Annotated in this window: 20 protein-coding genes; 6 read left to right on the top strand and 14 right to left on the bottom strand. The window is 37.2% G+C overall.

Annotation, left to right across the window (positions count from 1 at the left end; genetic code table 11):
- The 4 genes from Q0X66_RS06485 to Q0X66_RS06470 all read left to right on the top strand — a co-directional run.
- On the top strand, positions 1 to 231 hold a 231-nt coding region (locus Q0X66_RS06485), incomplete at its 5' end, for a hypothetical protein (protein WP_297704450.1).
- Positions 232 to 253: 22 nt separating this feature from the next.
- Positions 254 to 1,189: a DUF1254 domain-containing protein gene (locus tag Q0X66_RS06480; protein WP_297704448.1), complete on the top strand. Its 936-nt coding sequence runs from the start codon at positions 254 to 256 to the stop codon at positions 1,187 to 1,189.
- Position 1,190: 1 nt separating this feature from the next.
- Positions 1,191 to 1,391, top strand: coding sequence for a DUF1214 domain-containing protein (locus tag Q0X66_RS06475; protein ID WP_297704446.1), 201 nt, complete (start codon positions 1,191 to 1,193; stop codon positions 1,389 to 1,391).
- A 932-nt stretch (positions 1,392 to 2,323) separates the two neighbouring features.
- Positions 2,324 to 3,241 carry a diacylglycerol kinase family protein gene (locus Q0X66_RS06470; protein ID WP_297704444.1) on the top strand — a complete coding sequence of 306 codons (918 nt, stop codon included), beginning with the start codon at positions 2,324 to 2,326 and terminating at the stop codon, positions 3,239 to 3,241.
- A gap of 101 nt (positions 3,242 to 3,342) precedes the next feature.
- On the opposite strand, the gene Q0X66_RS06465 is transcribed toward Q0X66_RS06470, so the two are convergent.
- Positions 3,343 to 4,314 (bottom strand): endonuclease/exonuclease/phosphatase family protein, encoded by a 972-nt coding sequence (locus Q0X66_RS06465; RefSeq protein ID WP_297704442.1) that lies wholly within the window; start codon positions 4,312 to 4,314, stop codon positions 3,343 to 3,345.
- A 76-nt stretch (positions 4,315 to 4,390) separates the two neighbouring features.
- Here Q0X66_RS06465 and hflX point away from each other — a divergent pair, with 76 nt between their 5' ends.
- Positions 4,391 to 5,602: a GTPase HflX gene (gene hflX / locus Q0X66_RS06460; protein WP_297704440.1), complete on the top strand. Its 1,212-nt coding sequence runs from the start codon at positions 4,391 to 4,393 to the stop codon at positions 5,600 to 5,602.
- Between the two features lie 755 nt (positions 5,603 to 6,357).
- Here the strand turns inward: hflX and Q0X66_RS06455 are convergent.
- From Q0X66_RS06455 to Q0X66_RS06400, 12 genes are all read right to left on the bottom strand, one after another.
- Entirely contained in the window at positions 6,358 to 7,284 is a 927-nt protein-coding gene (locus Q0X66_RS06455; protein ID WP_297704438.1) for a DUF3078 domain-containing protein, read from the bottom strand.
- Positions 7,285 to 7,350: 66 nt separating this feature from the next.
- Complete coding sequence (locus tag Q0X66_RS06450; protein ID WP_297704436.1) at positions 7,351 to 7,854, bottom strand: DUF2480 family protein; 504 nt, start codon at positions 7,852 to 7,854, stop codon at positions 7,351 to 7,353.
- Between the two features lie 32 nt (positions 7,855 to 7,886).
- Entirely contained in the window at positions 7,887 to 8,213 is a 327-nt protein-coding gene (locus Q0X66_RS06445) for a DUF59 domain-containing protein (RefSeq protein WP_297704434.1), read from the bottom strand.
- Positions 8,214 to 8,231: 18 nt separating this feature from the next.
- Positions 8,232 to 8,654, bottom strand: a complete 423-nt coding sequence (locus Q0X66_RS06440; RefSeq protein ID WP_297704432.1) for a SufE family protein — start codon at positions 8,652 to 8,654, stop codon at positions 8,232 to 8,234.
- A 74-nt stretch (positions 8,655 to 8,728) separates the two neighbouring features.
- Complete coding sequence (locus Q0X66_RS06435) at positions 8,729 to 9,955, bottom strand: cysteine desulfurase (RefSeq protein ID WP_297704430.1); 1,227 nt, start codon at positions 9,953 to 9,955, stop codon at positions 8,729 to 8,731.
- 32 nt (positions 9,956 to 9,987) lie between these two features.
- A complete protein-coding gene (sufD, locus tag Q0X66_RS06430; protein WP_297704456.1) occupies positions 9,988 to 11,304 on the bottom strand; it encodes a Fe-S cluster assembly protein SufD in 1,317 nt (438 codons plus the stop codon).
- A gap of 70 nt (positions 11,305 to 11,374) precedes the next feature.
- Positions 11,375 to 12,127: a Fe-S cluster assembly ATPase SufC gene (gene sufC, locus Q0X66_RS06425; RefSeq protein WP_297704423.1), complete on the bottom strand. Its 753-nt coding sequence runs from the start codon at positions 12,125 to 12,127 to the stop codon at positions 11,375 to 11,377.
- Positions 12,128 to 12,134: 7 nt separating this feature from the next.
- Positions 12,135 to 13,010, bottom strand: coding sequence for an N-acyl homoserine lactonase family protein (locus Q0X66_RS06420; RefSeq protein WP_297704420.1), 876 nt, complete (start codon positions 13,008 to 13,010; stop codon positions 12,135 to 12,137).
- A 5-nt stretch (positions 13,011 to 13,015) separates the two neighbouring features.
- A complete protein-coding gene (sufB, locus tag Q0X66_RS06415) occupies positions 13,016 to 14,461 on the bottom strand; it encodes a Fe-S cluster assembly protein SufB (RefSeq protein WP_297704418.1) in 1,446 nt (481 codons plus the stop codon).
- Between the two features lie 34 nt (positions 14,462 to 14,495).
- The gene (locus Q0X66_RS06410) at positions 14,496 to 14,825 is read right to left on the bottom strand and encodes an iron-sulfur cluster assembly accessory protein (RefSeq protein ID WP_297704416.1); all 330 of its coding nucleotides are present in this window, start codon (positions 14,823 to 14,825) and stop codon (positions 14,496 to 14,498) included.
- A gap of 201 nt (positions 14,826 to 15,026) precedes the next feature.
- Entirely contained in the window at positions 15,027 to 16,379 is a 1,353-nt protein-coding gene (locus Q0X66_RS06405; protein WP_297704454.1) for a hypothetical protein, read from the bottom strand.
- A 1-nt stretch (position 16,380) separates the two neighbouring features.
- The gene (locus Q0X66_RS06400; RefSeq protein ID WP_366938675.1) at positions 16,381 to 17,649 is read right to left on the bottom strand and encodes a choice-of-anchor B family protein; all 1,269 of its coding nucleotides are present in this window, start codon (positions 17,647 to 17,649) and stop codon (positions 16,381 to 16,383) included.
- Positions 17,650 to 17,718: 69 nt separating this feature from the next.
- Here Q0X66_RS06400 and thiL point away from each other — a divergent pair, with 69 nt between their 5' ends.
- The gene (gene thiL, locus Q0X66_RS06395) at positions 17,719 to 18,768 is read left to right on the top strand and encodes a thiamine-phosphate kinase (protein WP_297704414.1); all 1,050 of its coding nucleotides are present in this window, start codon (positions 17,719 to 17,721) and stop codon (positions 18,766 to 18,768) included.
- On the opposite strand, the gene Q0X66_RS06390 is transcribed toward thiL, so the two are convergent.
- Positions 18,769 to 18,987, bottom strand: a complete 219-nt coding sequence (locus Q0X66_RS06390; RefSeq protein ID WP_297704412.1) for a hypothetical protein — start codon at positions 18,985 to 18,987, stop codon at positions 18,769 to 18,771.
- Between the last annotated feature and the right edge of the window lie 84 nt (positions 18,988 to 19,071).

Genomic DNA, 19,071 nt, shown 5'->3' with positions numbered 1-19,071 from the left:
TATTCAATTTTTTCCAAAACTGCAACCTATCAAATTCGGGTAGCAGGAGACGTAAAAATTGATTGGGCCGATAGTATTCGGGATTTGCAAATCATTAAAGAGGAAGATCCTGATTTTGGATCTGTTTCTGTACTAACCGGACAAGTTGAAGATCAGGTCGCATTGTTGGGAATACTCAGTACGCTCTGTGATTATCACCTGGTATTACTCAACTTACGAATTTTATTATAGTAAATAATTAATAACTAAAATTATGAAACGAATAAAAACACTGGCATTTAGTGCCTCCCTGTTAATAGCTACAAGTGTATTTGCACAGCAAACGGGCGAAAGAATGAATATTTTTAAACCATCAGGGGCAAAAGAAACAGCAAAAGATTTTACACCTGCTCCAGATAAAATTGAAACAAGTTATGGCACTTTAGAATTTGTTGGAGGTGCATTTCCAACAGAAGAGTCCACTCAACTTATATTTGATCAATTAGATTTGCAGCGTGCAACACAAGCCTATATGGATTTTATGCCAGCGATGTCGCTCTATGGAATTGTTAGAGCTCAAGCGCGTGATTTTGGTTTTACTTCATCTTCTGATATTGCAGTTGAAGCCGATTTTATGCAGGCAAGCGAAAATTATTTAACCGGTAATAACAGTACGGTTTATGCATTTGCTTCTTTAGATTTAGGAGTTGATGGCCCTACGGTTGTAGAAATACCTGATGCAGACTTTAAATATTTGACTGATTTTGGACCAACAGGACCCGATTTAGGAAAAGGAGGAAAATACCTTTTTGTACCAGCAGATTATAAAGGAGATATACCAAGTGAAGGTTATTTTGTAATAAAATCAAATAGCTACAGAATTTGGGCGATGATGCGTGGATTCGATGTGGGGAATGGTGATGAAGCCGTTAAATGGTTCGAAGAAAGGTTAAAAGTATATCCTTTAAAAACAGGCCCAAGAAAAGGCAATTATATCAATGTTTCAGGAATGGGTATAAACACCTTGTTTCCTGAGGATGGATCAGCTTTTGAAATGTTAAACGAAATAATTCAATACGAGCCAAGTGCTTTATTTGATCAAGATGAATTAGGGAAGTTAGCTTCCTTAGGTATCGAAAAAGGTAAACCTTACAAGCCGGATGCGCGAATGCTAAAAATATTTGATCAGGCTGCTAAGGAAGGTAAGTAGTTTGAAAAAGCATGTAGAAAACAAAGATGGTTCTGTAGATATGTATTTTGGACCTAAGCCTCCAAAAGATAAAAAGCTAAGAAGCAACTGGATCAAAACAGATCCTTCAAAAGGCTTTTTTGTAGTGTTCCGTTTCTATGGTCCACTTGATGGCTACATTCAAAAAACGTGGGTGTTGAACGATTTTGAGTTAATTGACTAAACAAATGAAATGGACTTAGATGTATAAGAAACTACACCTTTTTTACTATTAAAGTTTATTGCTATGAACAAGATGATTATTACAGTATTTAATAGTTAAGAGCAAGCCTTTGAAAGTTTAACTGCACTAAAAACTTTAGCGCAAGTCTTTCTCAGGCTTCGTAATGATGAGTTATTGGGTGAAGACCAAATCATTCATATTTAGAATTATTCTTCCAGCCAACTTGTGATTTATGTTTCACAAAGAATATTTTTGAATCACTCTATCTAATGTAGGGGTCTTGTATTTAAATGTATTGTGTTTATAATCTTAGTTGTACTATCTTAGTTTATATAAAAGATATATAGTTAATAACTATATCCTATTGTTGTGCTTCATTATTACCAACCACTAACAAATGATAAAATTCTTTAGAAAAATACGATACGACCTTATGGAGAAAAACTTAAGACGTGTATAATTCATTTTGCTGAATCTGTACATTGTGAAATTCTCCTATAAATAATAATTTCCTTAAATTGAAACTTTAGATCGGCTGTCTTCGCTATCCCGATGAATCGGGACATTCTCGCTCAGAAAGACTAGTCTAAGACAAAACGAAACCATACACGAACACGTTATGCCATATTCGAGCAACAAACGGATTGTCTATTACAATAAGTATTATGAATTTTGCCTTATGGAAGAAAATTTTTACTACGAAACAATCACAAAGGCAATTCAATTTATTCGTGAAAATCAAATTGAACAGCCGACATTAGATGAAATTGCAAACCACGTACACTTGAGCAAGTTTCATTTGCTTTGTTACACTACTGCAACAAATCCCTTGACTAATACCTACTGAAAACTAAGTCCCAAATCTCGACAAGCTCAGCACCATGCTTAATCTTGTTATTGTCTAAACTAAAGGAATATGCTACCTTGACCGAATGAACATTGTGTTTGTAGTCAACAACAAAAACAACCGTTTGGCAAAAGTGCTCCCAAGGCTTGACCAATACTGTCAACAAACGAATACGGGCAGTGTGCAGTTCATTTCCACCCTAAGGAAAAAACACGCCATCGAATTGGCCAAGCAAGCCACTGAAAACGGCTGCGATTATATGGTTGCCGTTGGGGGTGATGGCACCTTGCACGAGGTTATCAATGGCATGTTGCAAAGTAACATACCAGCCAATGAATACCCGGCAATAGGGCTGCTCCCATTTGGTTCGGCCAATGATTTTGCTAGAACGGCACGCATCTCCAATTCCATTGAAGAACTGATTGCACTGATTCAATCCAATACCACCCAAAAGATAGACCTTGGGAAAATAATAATACAACAGACCCAGGAAACCCGCCATTTTATCAATATAGCAGGAGTTGGGCTTGGCTCGGAAGTGGCGCAAAATCTAGAACAATCATCAAGTATGTTAGGCCCTGGCTTCAATTACTTCAAGCACATCATAAAAGGGTTTCTCAGCTATGTTAAAAAAGAGGTAAGCTGTACCAGCAACACATGGCAGTGGAAGGGCAAGTTGCTGCAAATGGCAGTGGCCAACGGACGTTACTTTGGCAATGATATCTGCATCGCCCCCGATGCCAAGCTTACCGATGGGCAGTTTCAGGTTACTATCTTCGGGGATTTGAGCATTTGGGACTATCTAAAAAACTTGGGTAATTTGAAAAAAGGAGTGAAAATCAACCTTCCACAGGTTAGCTACCATGATGCCAATGAAGTGTTGCTTGAAAGCAACGACTCTTGTGGTATTGAGGCTGATGGCGAGTATGTGGGCCTTGCCCCAGCTACCATAAGCGTATTACCTAAAGCTATCTGCTTTTTAATGCCTCCCGATGTTCAATAACAACTTGCACTTCGTTTATTCCAACCAACCCTCGAATCATTATTGCGTGAAGATCAAATAATACACATCTAGAGAGCGGTTTGAAATATCCCCAATCTGTTTTAATTGAATTTTAATTGAATATATACAGGAAAGTGGTCACTGTATCCCCCTTTATACTTTTGCCCTACATACGTTCTAAAGGGATTTCCAGCATATTTGCCATCCCATTCTTTAAGCTGATGGTCGTCAAAAATATTGGCATGCGTAAAACTATGCGTGCCTTTTTCATAATTGAAAAAGCTATGAGAGACCAGAATCTGATCAAAAAGTGACCAGCTTCTTCTGTAGTTTGCGCTGCCTCTTTCGGGAGTCAATAGTTTTTCCATAGGATTATACAACTCTTTCGCATCAACCAAAGTGCGGATACTTATTGCGTCCGGACCATCGTTAAAATCTCCCATGATAATATAATTGGGATTTGAATAATTTTTTTCAATTTCCGTCATATAGTCCCTAATGGTCTCGGCAGCTTTAATTCTTTTGTAATCTGTTTCTATATCTCCATTTCTTCGTGATGGCCAGTGATTTACAAAAACATGAATTTCCTCCCCGTTTAAAACACCGTGAATATAAAGTATGTCCCGGGTTGTGTCTCTTTCGCCTTCAGGATTGAAAATCAGTAAAGGGATAGGTGTAGAACGCAGGACACTAAAATTCGATCTTAGATATAATAAAGCGGTATCTATTCCCCTTTCATCAGGAGAATCGTAATGAACGTAATCGTAATCCTCTTTTTTTAAAGCCCCTGAGGAGATCAGGTCCTTAATTACCTCCTGGTTCTCAACCTCTGCTATACCCACGATCACTGGTGGTTTGTTAGTGGATTTAACCCCTATTCTGCAAATGGTATTTGCAAGTTTGAGCAACTTTTTTTTATACCTCCTTTTGGTCCATTTTTTCTTTCCTTTTGGGGTAAAATCTATGTCAAGTGTATTTTGATCATCTCCTATATCAAAAAGATTCTCCAGGTTATAAAAGACAATGGTATGAACGTTTTTGGGTTTATTTCTTTTCAGAAATGAAAAATTCATGAATTTTTTATTTGGTTTCCAAAATTACGAAAATCACTTGGTTCCAATTACTTAGATTTGCACTATAATTTATTAGATGTTAGAGAAACAGAATATAGAATATGAAAAGGCAATTCTGGTAGGTGTTATTAACAAACAGCAGAATGAAAAGAAAGTACAGGAATATCTTGATGAACTTGAGTTTCTGACTTATACGGCTGGCGGCGAAGTATTAAAACGTTTTGTGCAGCGAATGGATTTGCCCAATCCAAAAACATATATTGGGAGTGGTAAAATTCAGGAAATAGAGGCCTATGTAGATGAAAACGAAATAGGTTCTGTCATTTTTGACGATGAACTTTCGGCTGGTCAGCAGCGCAATATTGAGAAGATACTGCGGTGCAAAATACTGGACAGAACTGGTTTAATACTGGATATATTTGCTCAAAGAGCCAAAACGAGCTATGCCCGAACACAGGTAGAGCTTGCACAATATGAGTATTTATTGCCTCGGCTAACCGGTTTGTGGACGCATCTTGAAAGGCAAAGAGGGGGTATTGGAATGCGAGGTCCTGGAGAGGCCGAAATTGAAACAGACCGTAGGATAGTCAGAGATAGAATAGCATTACTAAAAAAGAAATTAACAAAAATTGACCGCCAAATGGGCACCCAGCGTGGAAACCGTGGAGCCCTGGTACGTGTAGCATTGGTAGGATATACCAATGTAGGCAAATCAACACTTATGAACGTCATTAGTAAAAGTCACGTTTTTGCTGAGGACAAATTATTTGCGACATTAGACACTACTGTTAGAAAAGTGGTGCTGGGTAATCTACCCTTTTTGTTAAGCGATACCGTTGGGTTTATACGCAAACTGCCTACACAATTAGTAGAGAGTTTTAAAAGCACCTTAGACGAGGTTAGAGAAGCAGATCTATTGCTTCACATCGTAGATATTTCACATCCCAATTTTGAAGATCATATTAATTCTGTAAATAAAATATTGAACGAGATTGGCTCTTCTGATAAGAAAACAATAATGGTCTTTAATAAAATTGATCTATACACTCAGGAAATTTTGGAAGAAGACGATCTAATGACCGAAAGGAGTTCAAAGCACTTTACCATTGATGAATGGAAACATACCTGGATGCAAAAATTAGGCGATAATGCCATTTTTATTTCCGCTCTGAAAAAGGAGAATCTGGATGAGTTCCGTAAAAAAGTATATGATGCAGTAAGGAAAATCCATATTTCCCGCTTCCCTTATAACAATTTTCTTTATCCCGAACACCTTGATCAATATTAATTATTTTCCAAATTATCTATTCGAATTGGTAAGTGAATTATGCCTATGCAAATCATAGGTAGTCAGGTCATTCATCTGACAACTGATACACTTCATATTTTTCACAACATTATAACTCCACTTCACAACAATAATTTAGAGATTTCGAAGAACCAAACTACATTTACATTGTAATTAAGTGTTAGTGTTTAACCCCAAATCAAAGCATAACTTAATTTAAGTGTTATTCTTCCCGATGTTAACCGGGATGATTCAGAACCCAAATCGGCACTTAACCAAAGTATTAGATTAACAAACCAAGTTTTACAAACCTACTTTTCTAACAAAGCCCCGACGGAAACGCCGGGGTTTTTTTGTTTATTATAAATTTGAGATATAATATCCTGGCAATAACCGCCAAAAACTATTGTCAATATATCTCAGAAGTTGAAATAATTAATGGAGCAAGTTTGATAAATTAAAAATAGAATATGCATTTCACCGAGGTAAATAAACCACTCATATTTTTCACAACATACAGCAATAGATTCACAACATATTTTATGATCAAAAGTTTGCTCAACCTATCTTTACGTAGTAATTAAGTGATAGTGTTCAACCCCAAATCTAACCCTGAACTTAATTTAAAGTGTTCGATTCCCCAAATCGTCTCTTAACCATAATAATAATTAATAAACCAAATTTTACCAACCTACTTTACTAAAAAACCCCGGCAGATTTGCCGGGGTTTTTTGGTTATGAATATTCAGGCCGTGCTAAAACTTGTAGCTTAAGCCTAATGTATAATAGGTTTGAAGTTTGTTGTCAATATTATCAAAAGTAGCAGTTGGGTCTCCTATTGTATTAATGGCATAATTAAGAGCTTCCTGTCTATTATCTCTCAGGCCAAAGTCAAATCCAATTCCTATCATCTTCCATAATGTATAACTAAAGGAGTTTGTCCAGGTCCAATTAGAGAGATCAGAACTTTTGTAACTCTGGAATATGGACAGATTCGTTCTGAATTTAATCGCACCAAAGTCCCTACCGTAATCGGCTACAATCTTTGCTCCCAGCGATGACTCAAATATTGCATCGCTACTGCTAAATACAAAATTATAATTCAAGGGATGGATCACCACTATTAGATCTTTAATAGGTGTCCATGTAGCTCCAACACCAAGATCCAGGTAACCCGGATCATTGAAATTGCTTAAAATGGTAGTTCTATATTCCGCTAATCCCGAAATGGCAAACTTTTCGCTCAATTTCCGGCCGTATAAAGTTGAAATATTAAATACATCAGTCGCTTGCCTAAATCCATTTTGATCATTAGGATCATCCTTATCATCAAATTTTACCCAGTTAAGATTTAGTGTAAGGTCATTTCTCCAAAAATATTTACTCTCATTCTTATAGGCGAAGGCATTAACAGTAAATCCAATTGTTCCGGCAGAATTATTAGGGGTTTGCTGAGCATACCAATTATTAAACCCGGAAAAACTACCCCCAATAGTTCCAAAAGCTCCAACTCTCCATCCAGGTAAGGCATCAATTTCTGCCTGAATCGCATCTGCCCTCCCCTGAATAGCAGCTATCGAATCTGTTTTAGTTGCCTTGGCTGCTTTTAATTCATCTCGGGTCTGGGCTAAAGAATAACCAGTACTGGCTAAAATTGCCAATACTATTAATAATTTTTTCATAATGTCTAGTTTTTATTTAGAACGGCAAATGTATGAATTGTTAGGAGATTTTAACAATAATGGATGCTATTTCCTTTTAAACAAAGGCACGGAAGAACAGGCTTCTCCATACATGATACTTTTAGCTACCGGCTGAAGTTTAATAGTAGCCCATAGATAGGCATTTGGTGGCACTGGTTTATTACTGCACCCTTTAATTATTACAGGTTTATCTTTAAAATCAGAGATATCCAGATCTTCTATAACAGACTGAAAAAGCGTGGTCTCAAGATCTTCCAAAGAGCCTAAAACCACTTTCTTTGCATAGGGCTGCAATTTTGTGGAGATTAACATAAAAGCCCATCCCGGGACTATGGCATCTGAAGAGCAGTTAAGAGCCACATAGGCATCATTATATTGTTCCCAATTATGCAAAGCTACCTGGTTCCTGAATTCCTTCTCTTTAAGTATAAGATCCTCGTAAAGCCACTCTTTGATATCTAATTGCAACCTGCTCCCTTGAGGATAGTATTCTTCCAAATCGAAGGTCACCAGTTTACTTTGGGCTACACGATTTACTATTTCAGACATACTTTCGGATTTATTTTCTTTTATCACTAGTACTAGAGAAGTCCCAACTCCAATTTTGCCTCCTCACTCATCAGATCCTGGGTCCAGGGAGGATCAAAGGTAATTTCAACTTCCGCATCTTTAACAAGGTCCAGAGATTTAACCCTTTCTTCTACCTCAACAGGCAAAGTTTCTGCCACAGGGCAGTTAGGTGAAGTAAGCGTCATCAGTATTTTTACATCCTTGTCCTCATTAACAAAAACATCATAGATTAATCCTAATTCATAAATATCCACGGGAATCTCGGGATCATAAATTGTCTTGAGAACGGTTACTATTTTCTCGCCTAGTTCCTTTGTATTTATTGTTGTTTCACTCATATCTCTCGGATTAATTATTTAATTCAATTGTGTTTGGTATGCAATGGCATACAATTTCAATTGCTTTATCATACTTACCAACCCATTTGCACGTGTTGGAGATAAATGATCTTTAAGGCCTATTTTATCAATAAAATCTGTATTTGCCTCTATAATATCCATCGGCTTTTGATTGCTAAAAGCTCTAATTAAAATGGCAATAATACCTTTAGTAATAATGGCATCACTATCAGCCGTAAAAACCAGTTTGTCCTCCTCCAATTCTGCATGCACCCAAACCTTGCTCTGACAACCCTTGATTATATTGTCCTCTGTTTTATATTGCTCTTCAATTAATGGAAGTGATTTCCCTAATTCTATCATATATTCATACCGCTGCATCCAGTCATCAAACAAGGCAAACTCTTCTACAATTTCGTTCTGAATTTCTTCAATTCTCATAAAAAGGTTTTCGGCTAAAATACAATAAGTATCAGTGGTTTTCAATAGTTTGGGAAAATGATAACAAGCATTGTTTAGCTTAGCATCTGTATGGCTTTCTTTATTCCTTCTACAAGAATATCTACTTCATTTTTGGTATTATAAAAGCTAAAACTCGCCCTTACCGTTCCAGGTACTTTAAAGTAATCCATGACGGGTTGCGCACAATGATGCCCCGTTCTTACCTCAATTCCTAATTTATCCAGTATCGTACCTATGTCATAGGGATGAATCCCTTCAACATTAAAAGAAATGACGGATGTTTTATGCTCGGAAGTTCCGTATATTTTTAGCCCCTTGATCGAAGTAAGTTCCTTTGTAGCATATTCCAGGAGCTCTTTTTCATAACTGGCGATTGCCTCGTAACCTAAAGAGTTCATGTAATCCAGAGCTGCTCCAAAAGCAATTCCACCACATATATTTGGAGTCCCTGCCTCAAACTTGTGAGGCAAATCGGCATAAGTTGTTTTTTCAAAGGTAACCTCTGCTATCATCTCTCCTCCACCCTGATATGGTGGTAACTTTGTGAGCCATTCTTCCTTGCCATACAAAACACCTACACCGGTTGGTCCACAAATTTTATGAGCAGAAATCGTATAAAAGTCCACATTCAACTTTTGAACATCTATTTTAATGTGTGGTGCCGCCTGGGCGCCGTCAATCAGAACAGCTGCTCCGACCTCATGTGCTAATCCAATTATTTGTTCTATTGGATTTATAGTACCCAATGCATTGGATACATGATTACAAACTACCAATTTAGTGCTATTTGAAAGCAACTTAATGTATTCCTCCATAAGGAGGTCGCCCTCCTGATCCATTGGAATTACTTTTAAGATAGCGCCCGTTTGTTCACATAACATTTGCCATGGAACTATATTGGAATGGTGTTCCATAGCAGATACCAGTATCTCATCTCCTTTTTCTAGAAATGATTTAAAACCGTTAGCTACCAGGTTAATGCTTTCTGTAGTGCCAGAAGTAAATATAATTTCACAAGGTTCAGCCGCATTTATATGTTTTTGAACTTTTATACGTGCGTTTTCATAAGCATCTGTAGCCTCCTGAGATAAAGTATGCACTCCCCTATGAATATTGGCATTATATCGTGAATAATAATCTACAATACTATCTATGACTTGTTTTGGGGTCTGTGAAGTAGCCGCATTATCGAGGTAAACTAAAGGGTATCCATTAACTTTCCTATGGAGAATAGGAAAATCCTTGCGAATAGTGTCAATATCCAATTTGGTTGTAATCATACGGCCAGAGCTATATATAGCTAAACTAAATATTAAAGATCAAATCCCAGCTGAACACCCAATTTATTGGCAATCAGCCTGTTAATTCTCATTTTTAATTCAGGAATCCGAACACTTTCCAAAACATTATTGGCAAACGCATACATCAAAAGTGCCGAAGCTTCTTTTTTTGGTATTCCTCTGGTTTGCAAATAAAAGAGTGCCTCTTCATCTAATTGTCCAATAGTGCATCCATGAGAACATTTTACATCATCTGCAAAGATTTCCAATTGTGGTTTGGTATTGATAGTAGCCTTATCACTAATCAAAATATTATTGTTCTGTTGAAAGGCATTGGTCTTTTGAGCAATCTTATCGACTATGATTTTGCCATTGAATACCCCTATTGACTTTTCTCCATAAATTCCTTTGTAATCCTGATGACTTTCGCAATTAGGTTCTCTGTGATGTACCAGGGTATGATGGTCTACATGCTGTTTTTCACCGAGTATAGTTACCCCTTTCATGGTAGAATCAATATATTCTCCATTCTGGTAATAATTAAGATTATTCCTGGTTAACTTTCCTCCAAAGGAAAAAGTATGAACCTTCACTACGCTATTGCTCTTTTGAGAAATATAGGTATTATCTATTAAGGACGCATTTTTAACGTCGTTTTGAACTTTATAATAATCTACTATTGCATTCTTAGCAGCAAAAATTTCAGTAACGCAATTTGTCAATACTTCATTGGAAGTAAGACTCTGATGGCGCTCTATAATCTGAAGTTCGGCATTTTCCTCAACAATAATTAAATTACGGGGTTGCAGTAACAATGCGGCTTCATTACCCGTAGCAAAATGCAATATTTCTATTGGCTTTTTAGGCATTTTATTTTTGGGAATATAAATATAAGCCCCCTCTTTACTAAATGCTGTATTTAATGTAGTAAGCGATTCATCTTTAGAAGCTACCTTATTAAAGTAAACATCTATTATCTGCTTATACATTGGTTTGCTTAAAGCTGCACTCATAAGGCATATATCTACCCCGTCATGTGTGGTTTCTGAAAGGAACGAACTATATACACCATCAATAAACACAATCTTATAAGTATCTATCTCATGAAGAAAATACCGCTTAACATCCTTGTATTCCAAGGCATTTATCTGTTTTGGAAAGATGCTGAAATCTATCTTTTGTAAACTGTTCAAAGAGGTGTATTTCCAGGCCTCCTGTTTTCTGTTAGGAAAACCTTTAAGTTCGAAGTTCTTAATTGCCTCCGATCGTATATCATGAACCGGGTGATCTACATCCACGTTGTTCTCAAATGCCATGAAAGAAGAAACAAGTTTATCCTTTAAATCCATCATTGTGTTTTCTGTTTATTGCCTTTATAAAACAATTCGCTTTCTAATATTCAATTAATTCAACGGAATATTAAACAACCGATTCATTTTTTAACCAATCGTAGCCCTTATCCTCCAATTCCAATGCTAATGCTTTGGTACCTGATTTTACAATTTTACCGTCGTGTATAACATGTACAAAATCTGGAATAATATATTCCAGTAATCGCTGGTAATGAGTAATAATTATTATAGCGTTGTCTTTGCTCTTAAGTTTATTCACCCCATTGGCAACAATTCGCAAAGCATCAATATCCAGACCGGAATCTGTTTCATCTAAAATGGCGAGTTTTGGTTCTAACATAGCCAATTGAAAAATTTCATTTCGCTTTTTCTCGCCACCTGAAAATCCTTCATTTAAAGAGCGAGATAAAAACTTTCTGTCAATTTCCAACAACTCAGATTTCTCACGAATAAGTTTCAACATTTGGTTGGCAGGCATGTCTTCTAATCCGCGTGCTTTCCTGGACTCATTGATTGCCGTTCTTATAAAATTGGTTACGGAAACCCCCGGTATCTCAACAGGGTACTGAAACGAAAGAAAAATTCCTTTGTGCGCTCTTTCTTCAGGAGAAGTGTCTTCCAGATCTGCACCATCCAATTCAATGCTCCCCTCTGTAATTTCAAATTCTTCCTTTCCGGCTATCACCGAAGCAAGGGTGCTTTTCCCTGAACCATTAGGGCCCATAATAGCATGCACCTCTCCTGCTTTTACTTCGAGGTTTATTCCGTTTAATATTTCATTCCCTTCTACACCTGCGTGCAGATTATTTACTTTTAACATATTCTATTTAGTTTAAATATTGAGGTGCTTTTGGCATTTTATCAAAGTCGTCCTTTTGATGTTGTAAATATACCTTAGCCTTTTTTTCCTTAGCAAAAGCTTCAAATTTTTTCATGCTCTCCCTTGTTTGCGCTACATCATAATTAAAAATTGGAATTCTCTTGTACTCCCTGTTTTCATAAAAATGATAAAGGTCCCCGGATAAAAGCAAAGGCCCGTGCTCTTTTAAATCAAGAAATAAAACCTGATGTCCCGGCGTATGGCCGGGCATATATTTTAAAACCACGGTTCCATCTCCAAACACATCATAATCTCCATTAATTTTTTTGATGTTTGTTAAGTCTTTTATAGCATCATACATCTCCGGATTATTTGCTTTCACTTCTTCGCCAGTTACAAAATCAAACTCCTCATTCTGAACAAGCCATGTTGAATTTTTAAATTTGTCAGCATGCCCGCTATGATCAAAATGAGTATGAGATAATGAGATGTATTGAAAATCGTCAGGGGTCATTCCAATTAAATTTAACTGACTTAAAACAGAATCCTTTCTGGAGACAGTAAAAGCACCGTCAGGTGAGGTATACGGTTCAGGAAGTCCAACCAGAGATTCAGAAAGTCCGGCATCCCACATTAGGTTGCCTTTTGGGTGTTGAATTACATAAAATGCATCTGCAAATTCCTTACTTTGTCCTTTATAGGTCTCATCCTGGGCAAAAAGTCCTAATGTATTTACGACAACGGTACCACCATCAAAGGCATAAAGCTTCACTTCAGCTTTAGAGATTTCTTCCTTACTTTCAGATACATTCGCTACTTCCTTATTTGTTTCTTTACAGGCAAATAAGACGACAATTACCAATAATGCTATATATTTTTTCATAGTAATTAACCTACGGAACCTTCAAGGCTGATTTCCAATAGTTTTTGCGCTTCAACGGCAAATTCCATGGGAAGTTTATTGAGTACTTCCTTGCTAAAACCGTTTACTATCAGGGCAATGGCTTTTTCCGTTTCTATTCCTCTCTGATTGCAATAAAAAATCTGATCTTCCCCTATTTTACTTGTGGTCGCTTCATGTTCAATTTGTGCCGTTTTATTTTTCACTTCTATATATGGAAAAGTATGTGCCCCACAGTCATTTCCCATCAGCAGCGAGTCGCATTGGGAAAAATTCCTGGCATTCTTGGCCCTGCTGTTCACCTGTACCAAACCTCTGTAGCTATTTTGTGACTTCCCGGCGGAAATCCCTTTAGAAATAATCGTGCTTTTGGTGTTTTTTCCTAAATGGATCATTTTAGTACCCGTATCGGCCTGCTGATAGTTATTTGTAACAGCGATAGAATAGAACTCACCTATAGAATTATCTCCTTTTAAAACACAGGATGGGTACTTCCAGGTAATAGCTGATCCGGTTTCTACCTGTGTCCAGGAAATTTTGGCGTTATTCTCACACAACCCCCTTTTTGTAACAAAATTGTATACTCCCCCTTTACCTTCTTTATTGCCGGGATACCAGTTTTGAACCGTTGAATATTTAATTTCTGCATTATCCAGGGCGATAAGTTCCACAACGGCAGCGTGTAATTGGTTTTCATCTCTCGATGGCGCAGTACATCCTTCAAGATAACTCACATAACTTCCCTCATCAGCGATAACCAGTGTGCGTTCAAATTGTCCGGTGCCAGCCTGATTTATTCTAAAATAAGTTGACAATTCCATAGGACATCTTACCCCTTTTGGGATGTAACAAAAAGATCCGTCTGAGAATACTGCAGAATTTAAAGCGGCATAGTAATTATCCTTTTGTGGAACTATGGTACCAAGGTACTTTTTAACTAATTCCGGATGTTCTTTTATTGCCTCGGAAATAGAACAAAAGATTATTCCTTTTTCTCCCAGTGTTTTTTTGAAAGTAGTTGCAACAGAAACTGAATCCATTACAATATCCACAGCTACACCTGCAAGCTTTTTCTGTTCATCTAAAGAAATTCCCAGTTTTTTAAATGTATCCAATAACTCAGGATCAACTTCGTCTAAACTATCGTATTTCGGTTTTTTATTAGGTGCCGAATAGTATGAAATGTTTTGAAAATCCGGTTTTGTATAGTGGATATTAGCCCATTCGGGTTCTATCATTTCTTTCCACGCCCGAAAAGCTTCAAGGCGCCATGAAGTCATCCATTCCGGTTCTTCCTTCTTCTTAGAAATAGCTATTACAATTTCCTCATTTAAACCTTTAGGAAAAGTATCAGACTCAATATCAGTATAGAAACCATATTCATATTCTTTGGTTTCCAACTCTTTTTTTAATTCTTCTTCGGTATATGCCATAGGCTTTTAAACCCCTCAAAGGGATCCCATATTTTTATAATGAAAAACTCTCACCACAGCCACATGTGCGCTGTGCATTTGGATTATTAAAAACGAATCCCTTGCCATTAAGTCCTCCGGAATACTCCAGAGTTGTGCCCACCAGATAAAGAAAACTCTTTTTATCGACGATGATACGCACAGCATTATCTTCAAAAACTTTATCAGCCTCATCTACTTTATTGTCAAAATTTAATTCATAAGACAACCCGCTGCAACCACCGCTTTTTACACCAACCCTAACAAAATCCTTTTCAGCGTCAAAACCTTCCTCGGTCATAAGCAAGGTAACCCGCTGTTTGGCTGTTTCAGATACTTTGATCATATTAAATCCTTATTTGGTATTATTCTAAATAGTTTACAAATATAGGGTATAGTTAGGGTTCTACCATAATTCCTAACATTATTATAACGTATATAACAATAGGGTTTATCTATTGGCTTTTAGATAAACATGAGTCAAAGTAGATAAAAAAGGTGATTTTAAAAGCCAGCTTTGCAATTAGGGGCCCTTAACTGAAGACATTTATTTGATTTTTATAATTATAGCGTCGGAAAGCCCCTTATTTATTAGGTTTGGGAAATCATTACTGGAACTTTCACCCACCAAAAGTATACTCTTATCAAGATTCTCAACCGCATCAAAACCATAATCTAAATTTGATCCGCCATAAGAGCCCTGCCAGAGCAAATTTCCATCCGGATCTGTTTTTATTATCCAAATATCGTTTTCACCACTATTTTCAGAAACATCCCCATCAATACTTTTTGAATTCCCTGTGATAATAAATCCGCCATCGTAGGTAGTGATTACCCCCTGAGCAGCATCGAACTGCGAACCTCCAAAGGTCTTTTCCCATAAGAGGTTACCATTATCATCTATTTTAATAAGCCACACATCAGATTCCCCATGATTCATTGAAATATCAATATCGGTGCTAAATGTGTTCCCGGTAACCACATAACCACCATCATCAGTTTTAGTAATATCATAAGCTATTTCAATTCCGGTACCACCAAAGGAACGCTCCCATAACAATTCACCGGTCGCAGTTAATTTAATTACCCAAAAGTCATAGCTGCCCTTGGTATTGGAAATGTCATAATCATCACTCTCTGAAAAACCAGCCATCACAAAACTGCCATCGTCTGCTTCAATAACCGCATGGGCTCTATCATTGTTGGTGCCTCCGTAGTAGCTTCTCCATTCCAAATTACCATTGGCATCTATTTTAGTTCCCCAAAATTCACCCACACCATGTCTGGTTAGATAATTGCCCTTGTCATAAGTGCCATCGGCAAGGGCGGCTGTAATATCCAAAAATCCTGCAAAGAAAAATCCTCCATCGAAAGTTTGTAATAAATCATATGAATGATCATGTCCCGAAAATCCAAAACTTTTTTCCCATTCAATGACCCCCAATTCATCCAGTTTTAAAATCCAGTTATCATGATATCCTTCGTTGTTACTTGCATCTCCATCATCGCTCATGGCGTAACCCGCTACAGCATAACCACCATCTGAAGTCTGAATTATTGACTGACCCCGGTCATCCTTACTGCCCCCATAAGTATTACTCCATGCAACATTCCCTTCCTCATCTAACTTCAAAACCCAATAGTCATTTACCGGAATGGACTTGTCTGTCAGATCTCCATCGGTACTTTTTGAATACCCGAGAATTGCATATCCGCCATCTTTCGTATGTATTACTGATTGTGCAGTTTCTTCATCCGTACCGCCGAAACTCTTCACCCAATCAATCTCACCTAAAAACACTGCTTGGTCATAGCCGTTGTCCAGAACTACAGAATCATCATCTGAACATGAAAAGAAAAACAGCGCTATGGCTAATATAAAAATGTATTTCACCCTCATTCTAATTTGACTTTTTAATAACAAAGAGGCCGGAATTGATATCATTCACAATAATTTTTTCACTTTCAAAATAAGGGTAAACACTCCATACACCTTCAAAAGCAGCGGTATTACTGGACGGATAAGTATCAAAAAAACCCTCTTCTACAATACTTTGCCCGTCAATTCCCGAAATATCAAGAATTCTGACCCCTGCAGTATAATTTGCGAGATAAAAAGCATCTCCTTTAACATAACCGTTGTGATCAATTGCTGCAGTTTCACCTAAATAAGTATCGTGTAAACTTGGATTGTCAAGATCCGAAAGATCAAAGATCAAAGTCCGCGAATTAAACCCAAGTTGGATCTCATCTAATTCATCTCCCAAAATAAAATAGCGTTGGTCTTCAGAAAACCACCCCTGATGTGTATATCCTATATTGGTGTATTGAATAGTACCGATCTGTATGGGATTATCTTTGTCTGTGATATCCACAATAGCAACTTGATTTTCATTAGCCCCTATAAAAATTTCCTGTCCGGTATAATCAGCGTCAGGACCATTATACGTAACAACCTGTGCATCATGGGAGTAGCCGTTAGCAGCATAACCTCCTGCAGCGATTGGGTTTTTGGGGTTCTGAATATCAATGAAATGCGCTCCTCCGTTAAAAGTGCCCGTGCCAACCGCATACGCATATCCACTAACTTCATTTATAACAATATTATGCGCATTTCCAAAACCAGTATAGCGCGTATCTGCCTCAAAAGTTTCCGGGGCATTCATCACATTCCTCAATTTAGTTAAATCAAAAACCTGCATCCCATGGCCGTCTGCTTCAGAGACAACAAATGCATGGTCCTTGTAAACTTTTATATCCCTCCAGATACTGGTGCCCGTAGCAGAAGGTAATTTCCCCAAGTAAATAAGATTATCTGTTTCGGTTATGTCCACAAAAGCAGTTCCATTATCCAAACCCACCAAAGCGTATTCCTTCCCGGTAGTTGTGTCTGTCCACCCCCAGATATCATTTGCTGAAGAAGCACTCAAATCTGACAAATTAATTTGCCCTAATAAGTCATACCCACTGCACGGATAAATGCCTGCCATACCATTGCTACATGGAATAAACGTGGTTTCAGAGTTTTCATCCGGATCCGGCAACATATCATCATCATTCGGTATCGAATCAATGTCATTATCGGAAGAGTCACTAATGGAAGAGTCATCATTATTAGAACAGCCTAATAGAAAGAATAGGCCTAAAATAATCAGGAGCGTTTTGTTCATGGGGCAAAATTAATAATTCTTTTTCGCTATAAAGATAATATATTATTCCCATCCGCTTATTTTTGCACCATGCTTGAAGATAAGAACCAGGAAAAAACCTCACTAGAACAATTGGGTGAATTTGGATTAATAGATCATCTAACCCAGCAATTTAAATTGCAACATAAATCTACAATCAAGGGTATTGGTGATGATGCCGCCGTGCTTGACTTTAAAAATAAAAAGACGCTTGTCTCTACAGATTTATTACTGGAAGGGATACATTTTGATCTCAGCTATATGCCACTAAAACACCTGGGATATAAAGCTGTAATGGTTAATTTATCTGATATTTATGCGATGAATGCAATAGCTACTCAGATTACTGTATCTGTAGCAGTCTCCAATAGATTTCCTTTAGAGGCTTTGGAAGAATTCTATGAGGGTATTTCACTGGCCTGTGAGCTTTATAAAATAGATCTGGTTGGAGGAGATACTACCTCTTCTACTACAGGAATGATCATAAGTATTACAGCCATAGGAGAGGCTGCCAAAGAAGAGATAGTTTACAGGAGCGAAGCAAAACCAAATGATCTCTTAGTGGTTAGCGGTGACCTGGGAGCTGCATATATGGGGTTGCAAGTTTTAAAACGTGAAAAGGAAGTATTTAAAGTTAATCCAAATAATCAGCCAGATCTGTCGGCATATAGTTATATCATTGAACGACAATTAAAACCAGAGGCCAGAAAAGATATAGTGGAACTATTAAAAAAACTGAATATTCAGCCAACTTCCATGATTGATATTAGCGATGGTCTTTCTTCTGAAATTCTTCATTTATGCAAACAGAGTAAAGTTGGCTGTAATCTTTACGAAGATAAAATTCCATTAGATCCAACAGTAATTTCGGCATGCGAAGAGTTTAAAATGGATAGTACTTTAGTTGCTTTAAGCGGGGGTGAAGATTATGAGTTGTTGTTCACTATTGATCAAAAAAAATTCCCGGAATTAAAGGGCAATCCTAACTTTACTGTAGTGGGGCACATAACAGATAAGAATGAAGGTGCACATTTAATTTCCAGGAATAATTCTAAAATTCCGCTTACCGCTCAGGGGTGGAATTCATTTGCCAAAGCATAATTAAGCTACTTGTTGGGTAGTCCTATGTCTTTTCTGGTATAAGTCTTCTAAGGTATCATTGATCTCCTGAAGTTCAGGTGTTAAAACGGAAAGATTTCCGCTTACATCTGTTGTGACTTCTTTGTGACAGTGAACACACTTATATTCTTTTATGTGCAAGGTTACTTTCTTGGATACGGCGTAGTGGTGGCCAAAAATATTACAAAATATTTTTTTCATAATGTAGGTTTTAGGTCTGCAATGGTAGGGTTTGGGGCTCCATAATATGCAATTAATAACTTTCAGTAAAAGTTAATGATATAT

This window comes from uncultured Eudoraea sp. (genome assembly GCF_947260015.1).
GTDB lineage: Bacteria > Bacteroidota > Bacteroidia > Flavobacteriales > Flavobacteriaceae > Eudoraea.
This window is presented reverse-complemented; position numbering and strand designations above follow the sequence as displayed.

What these genes read in the sequence shown, in the direction of transcription:
- Q0X66_RS06480 (WP_297704448.1), top strand. Translation starts at nt 254, where the DNA reads ATGAAACGAATAAAAACACTGGCATTTAGTGCCTCCCTGTTAATAGCT.
- Q0X66_RS06470 (WP_297704444.1), top strand. Translation starts at nt 2,324, where the DNA reads ATGAACATTGTGTTTGTAGTCAACAACAAAAACAACCGTTTGGCAAAA.
- Q0X66_RS06465 (WP_297704442.1), bottom strand. Translation starts at nt 4,314, where the DNA reads ATGAATTTTTCATTTCTGAAAAGAAATAAACCCAAAAACGTTCATACC.
- hflX (WP_297704440.1), top strand. Translation starts at nt 4,391, where the DNA reads ATGTTAGAGAAACAGAATATAGAATATGAAAAGGCAATTCTGGTAGGT.
- Q0X66_RS06455 (WP_297704438.1), bottom strand. Translation starts at nt 7,284, where the DNA reads ATGAAAAAATTATTAATAGTATTGGCAATTTTAGCCAGTACTGGTTAT.
- Q0X66_RS06450 (WP_297704436.1), bottom strand. Translation starts at nt 7,854, where the DNA reads ATGTCTGAAATAGTAAATCGTGTAGCCCAAAGTAAACTGGTGACCTTC.
- Q0X66_RS06445 (WP_297704434.1), bottom strand. Translation starts at nt 8,213, where the DNA reads ATGAGTGAAACAACAATAAATACAAAGGAACTAGGCGAGAAAATAGTA.
- Q0X66_RS06440 (WP_297704432.1), bottom strand. Translation starts at nt 8,654, where the DNA reads ATGAGAATTGAAGAAATTCAGAACGAAATTGTAGAAGAGTTTGCCTTG.
- Q0X66_RS06435 (WP_297704430.1), bottom strand. Translation starts at nt 9,955, where the DNA reads ATGATTACAACCAAATTGGATATTGACACTATTCGCAAGGATTTTCCT.
- sufD (WP_297704456.1), bottom strand. Translation starts at nt 11,304, where the DNA reads ATGGATTTAAAGGATAAACTTGTTTCTTCTTTCATGGCATTTGAGAAC.
- sufC (WP_297704423.1), bottom strand. Translation starts at nt 12,127, where the DNA reads ATGTTAAAAGTAAATAATCTGCACGCAGGTGTAGAAGGGAATGAAATA.
- Q0X66_RS06420 (WP_297704420.1), bottom strand. Translation starts at nt 13,010, where the DNA reads ATGAAAAAATATATAGCATTATTGGTAATTGTCGTCTTATTTGCCTGT.
- sufB (WP_297704418.1), bottom strand. Translation starts at nt 14,461, where the DNA reads ATGGCATATACCGAAGAAGAATTAAAAAAAGAGTTGGAAACCAAAGAA.
- Q0X66_RS06410 (WP_297704416.1), bottom strand. Translation starts at nt 14,825, where the DNA reads ATGATCAAAGTATCTGAAACAGCCAAACAGCGGGTTACCTTGCTTATG.
- Q0X66_RS06405 (WP_297704454.1), bottom strand. Translation starts at nt 16,379, where the DNA reads ATGAGGGTGAAATACATTTTTATATTAGCCATAGCGCTGTTTTTCTTT.
- Q0X66_RS06400 (WP_366938675.1), bottom strand. Translation starts at nt 17,649, where the DNA reads ATGAACAAAACGCTCCTGATTATTTTAGGCCTATTCTTTCTATTAGGC.
- thiL (WP_297704414.1), top strand. Translation starts at nt 17,719, where the DNA reads ATGCTTGAAGATAAGAACCAGGAAAAAACCTCACTAGAACAATTGGGT.
- Q0X66_RS06390 (WP_297704412.1), bottom strand. Translation starts at nt 18,987, where the DNA reads ATGAAAAAAATATTTTGTAATATTTTTGGCCACCACTACGCCGTATCC.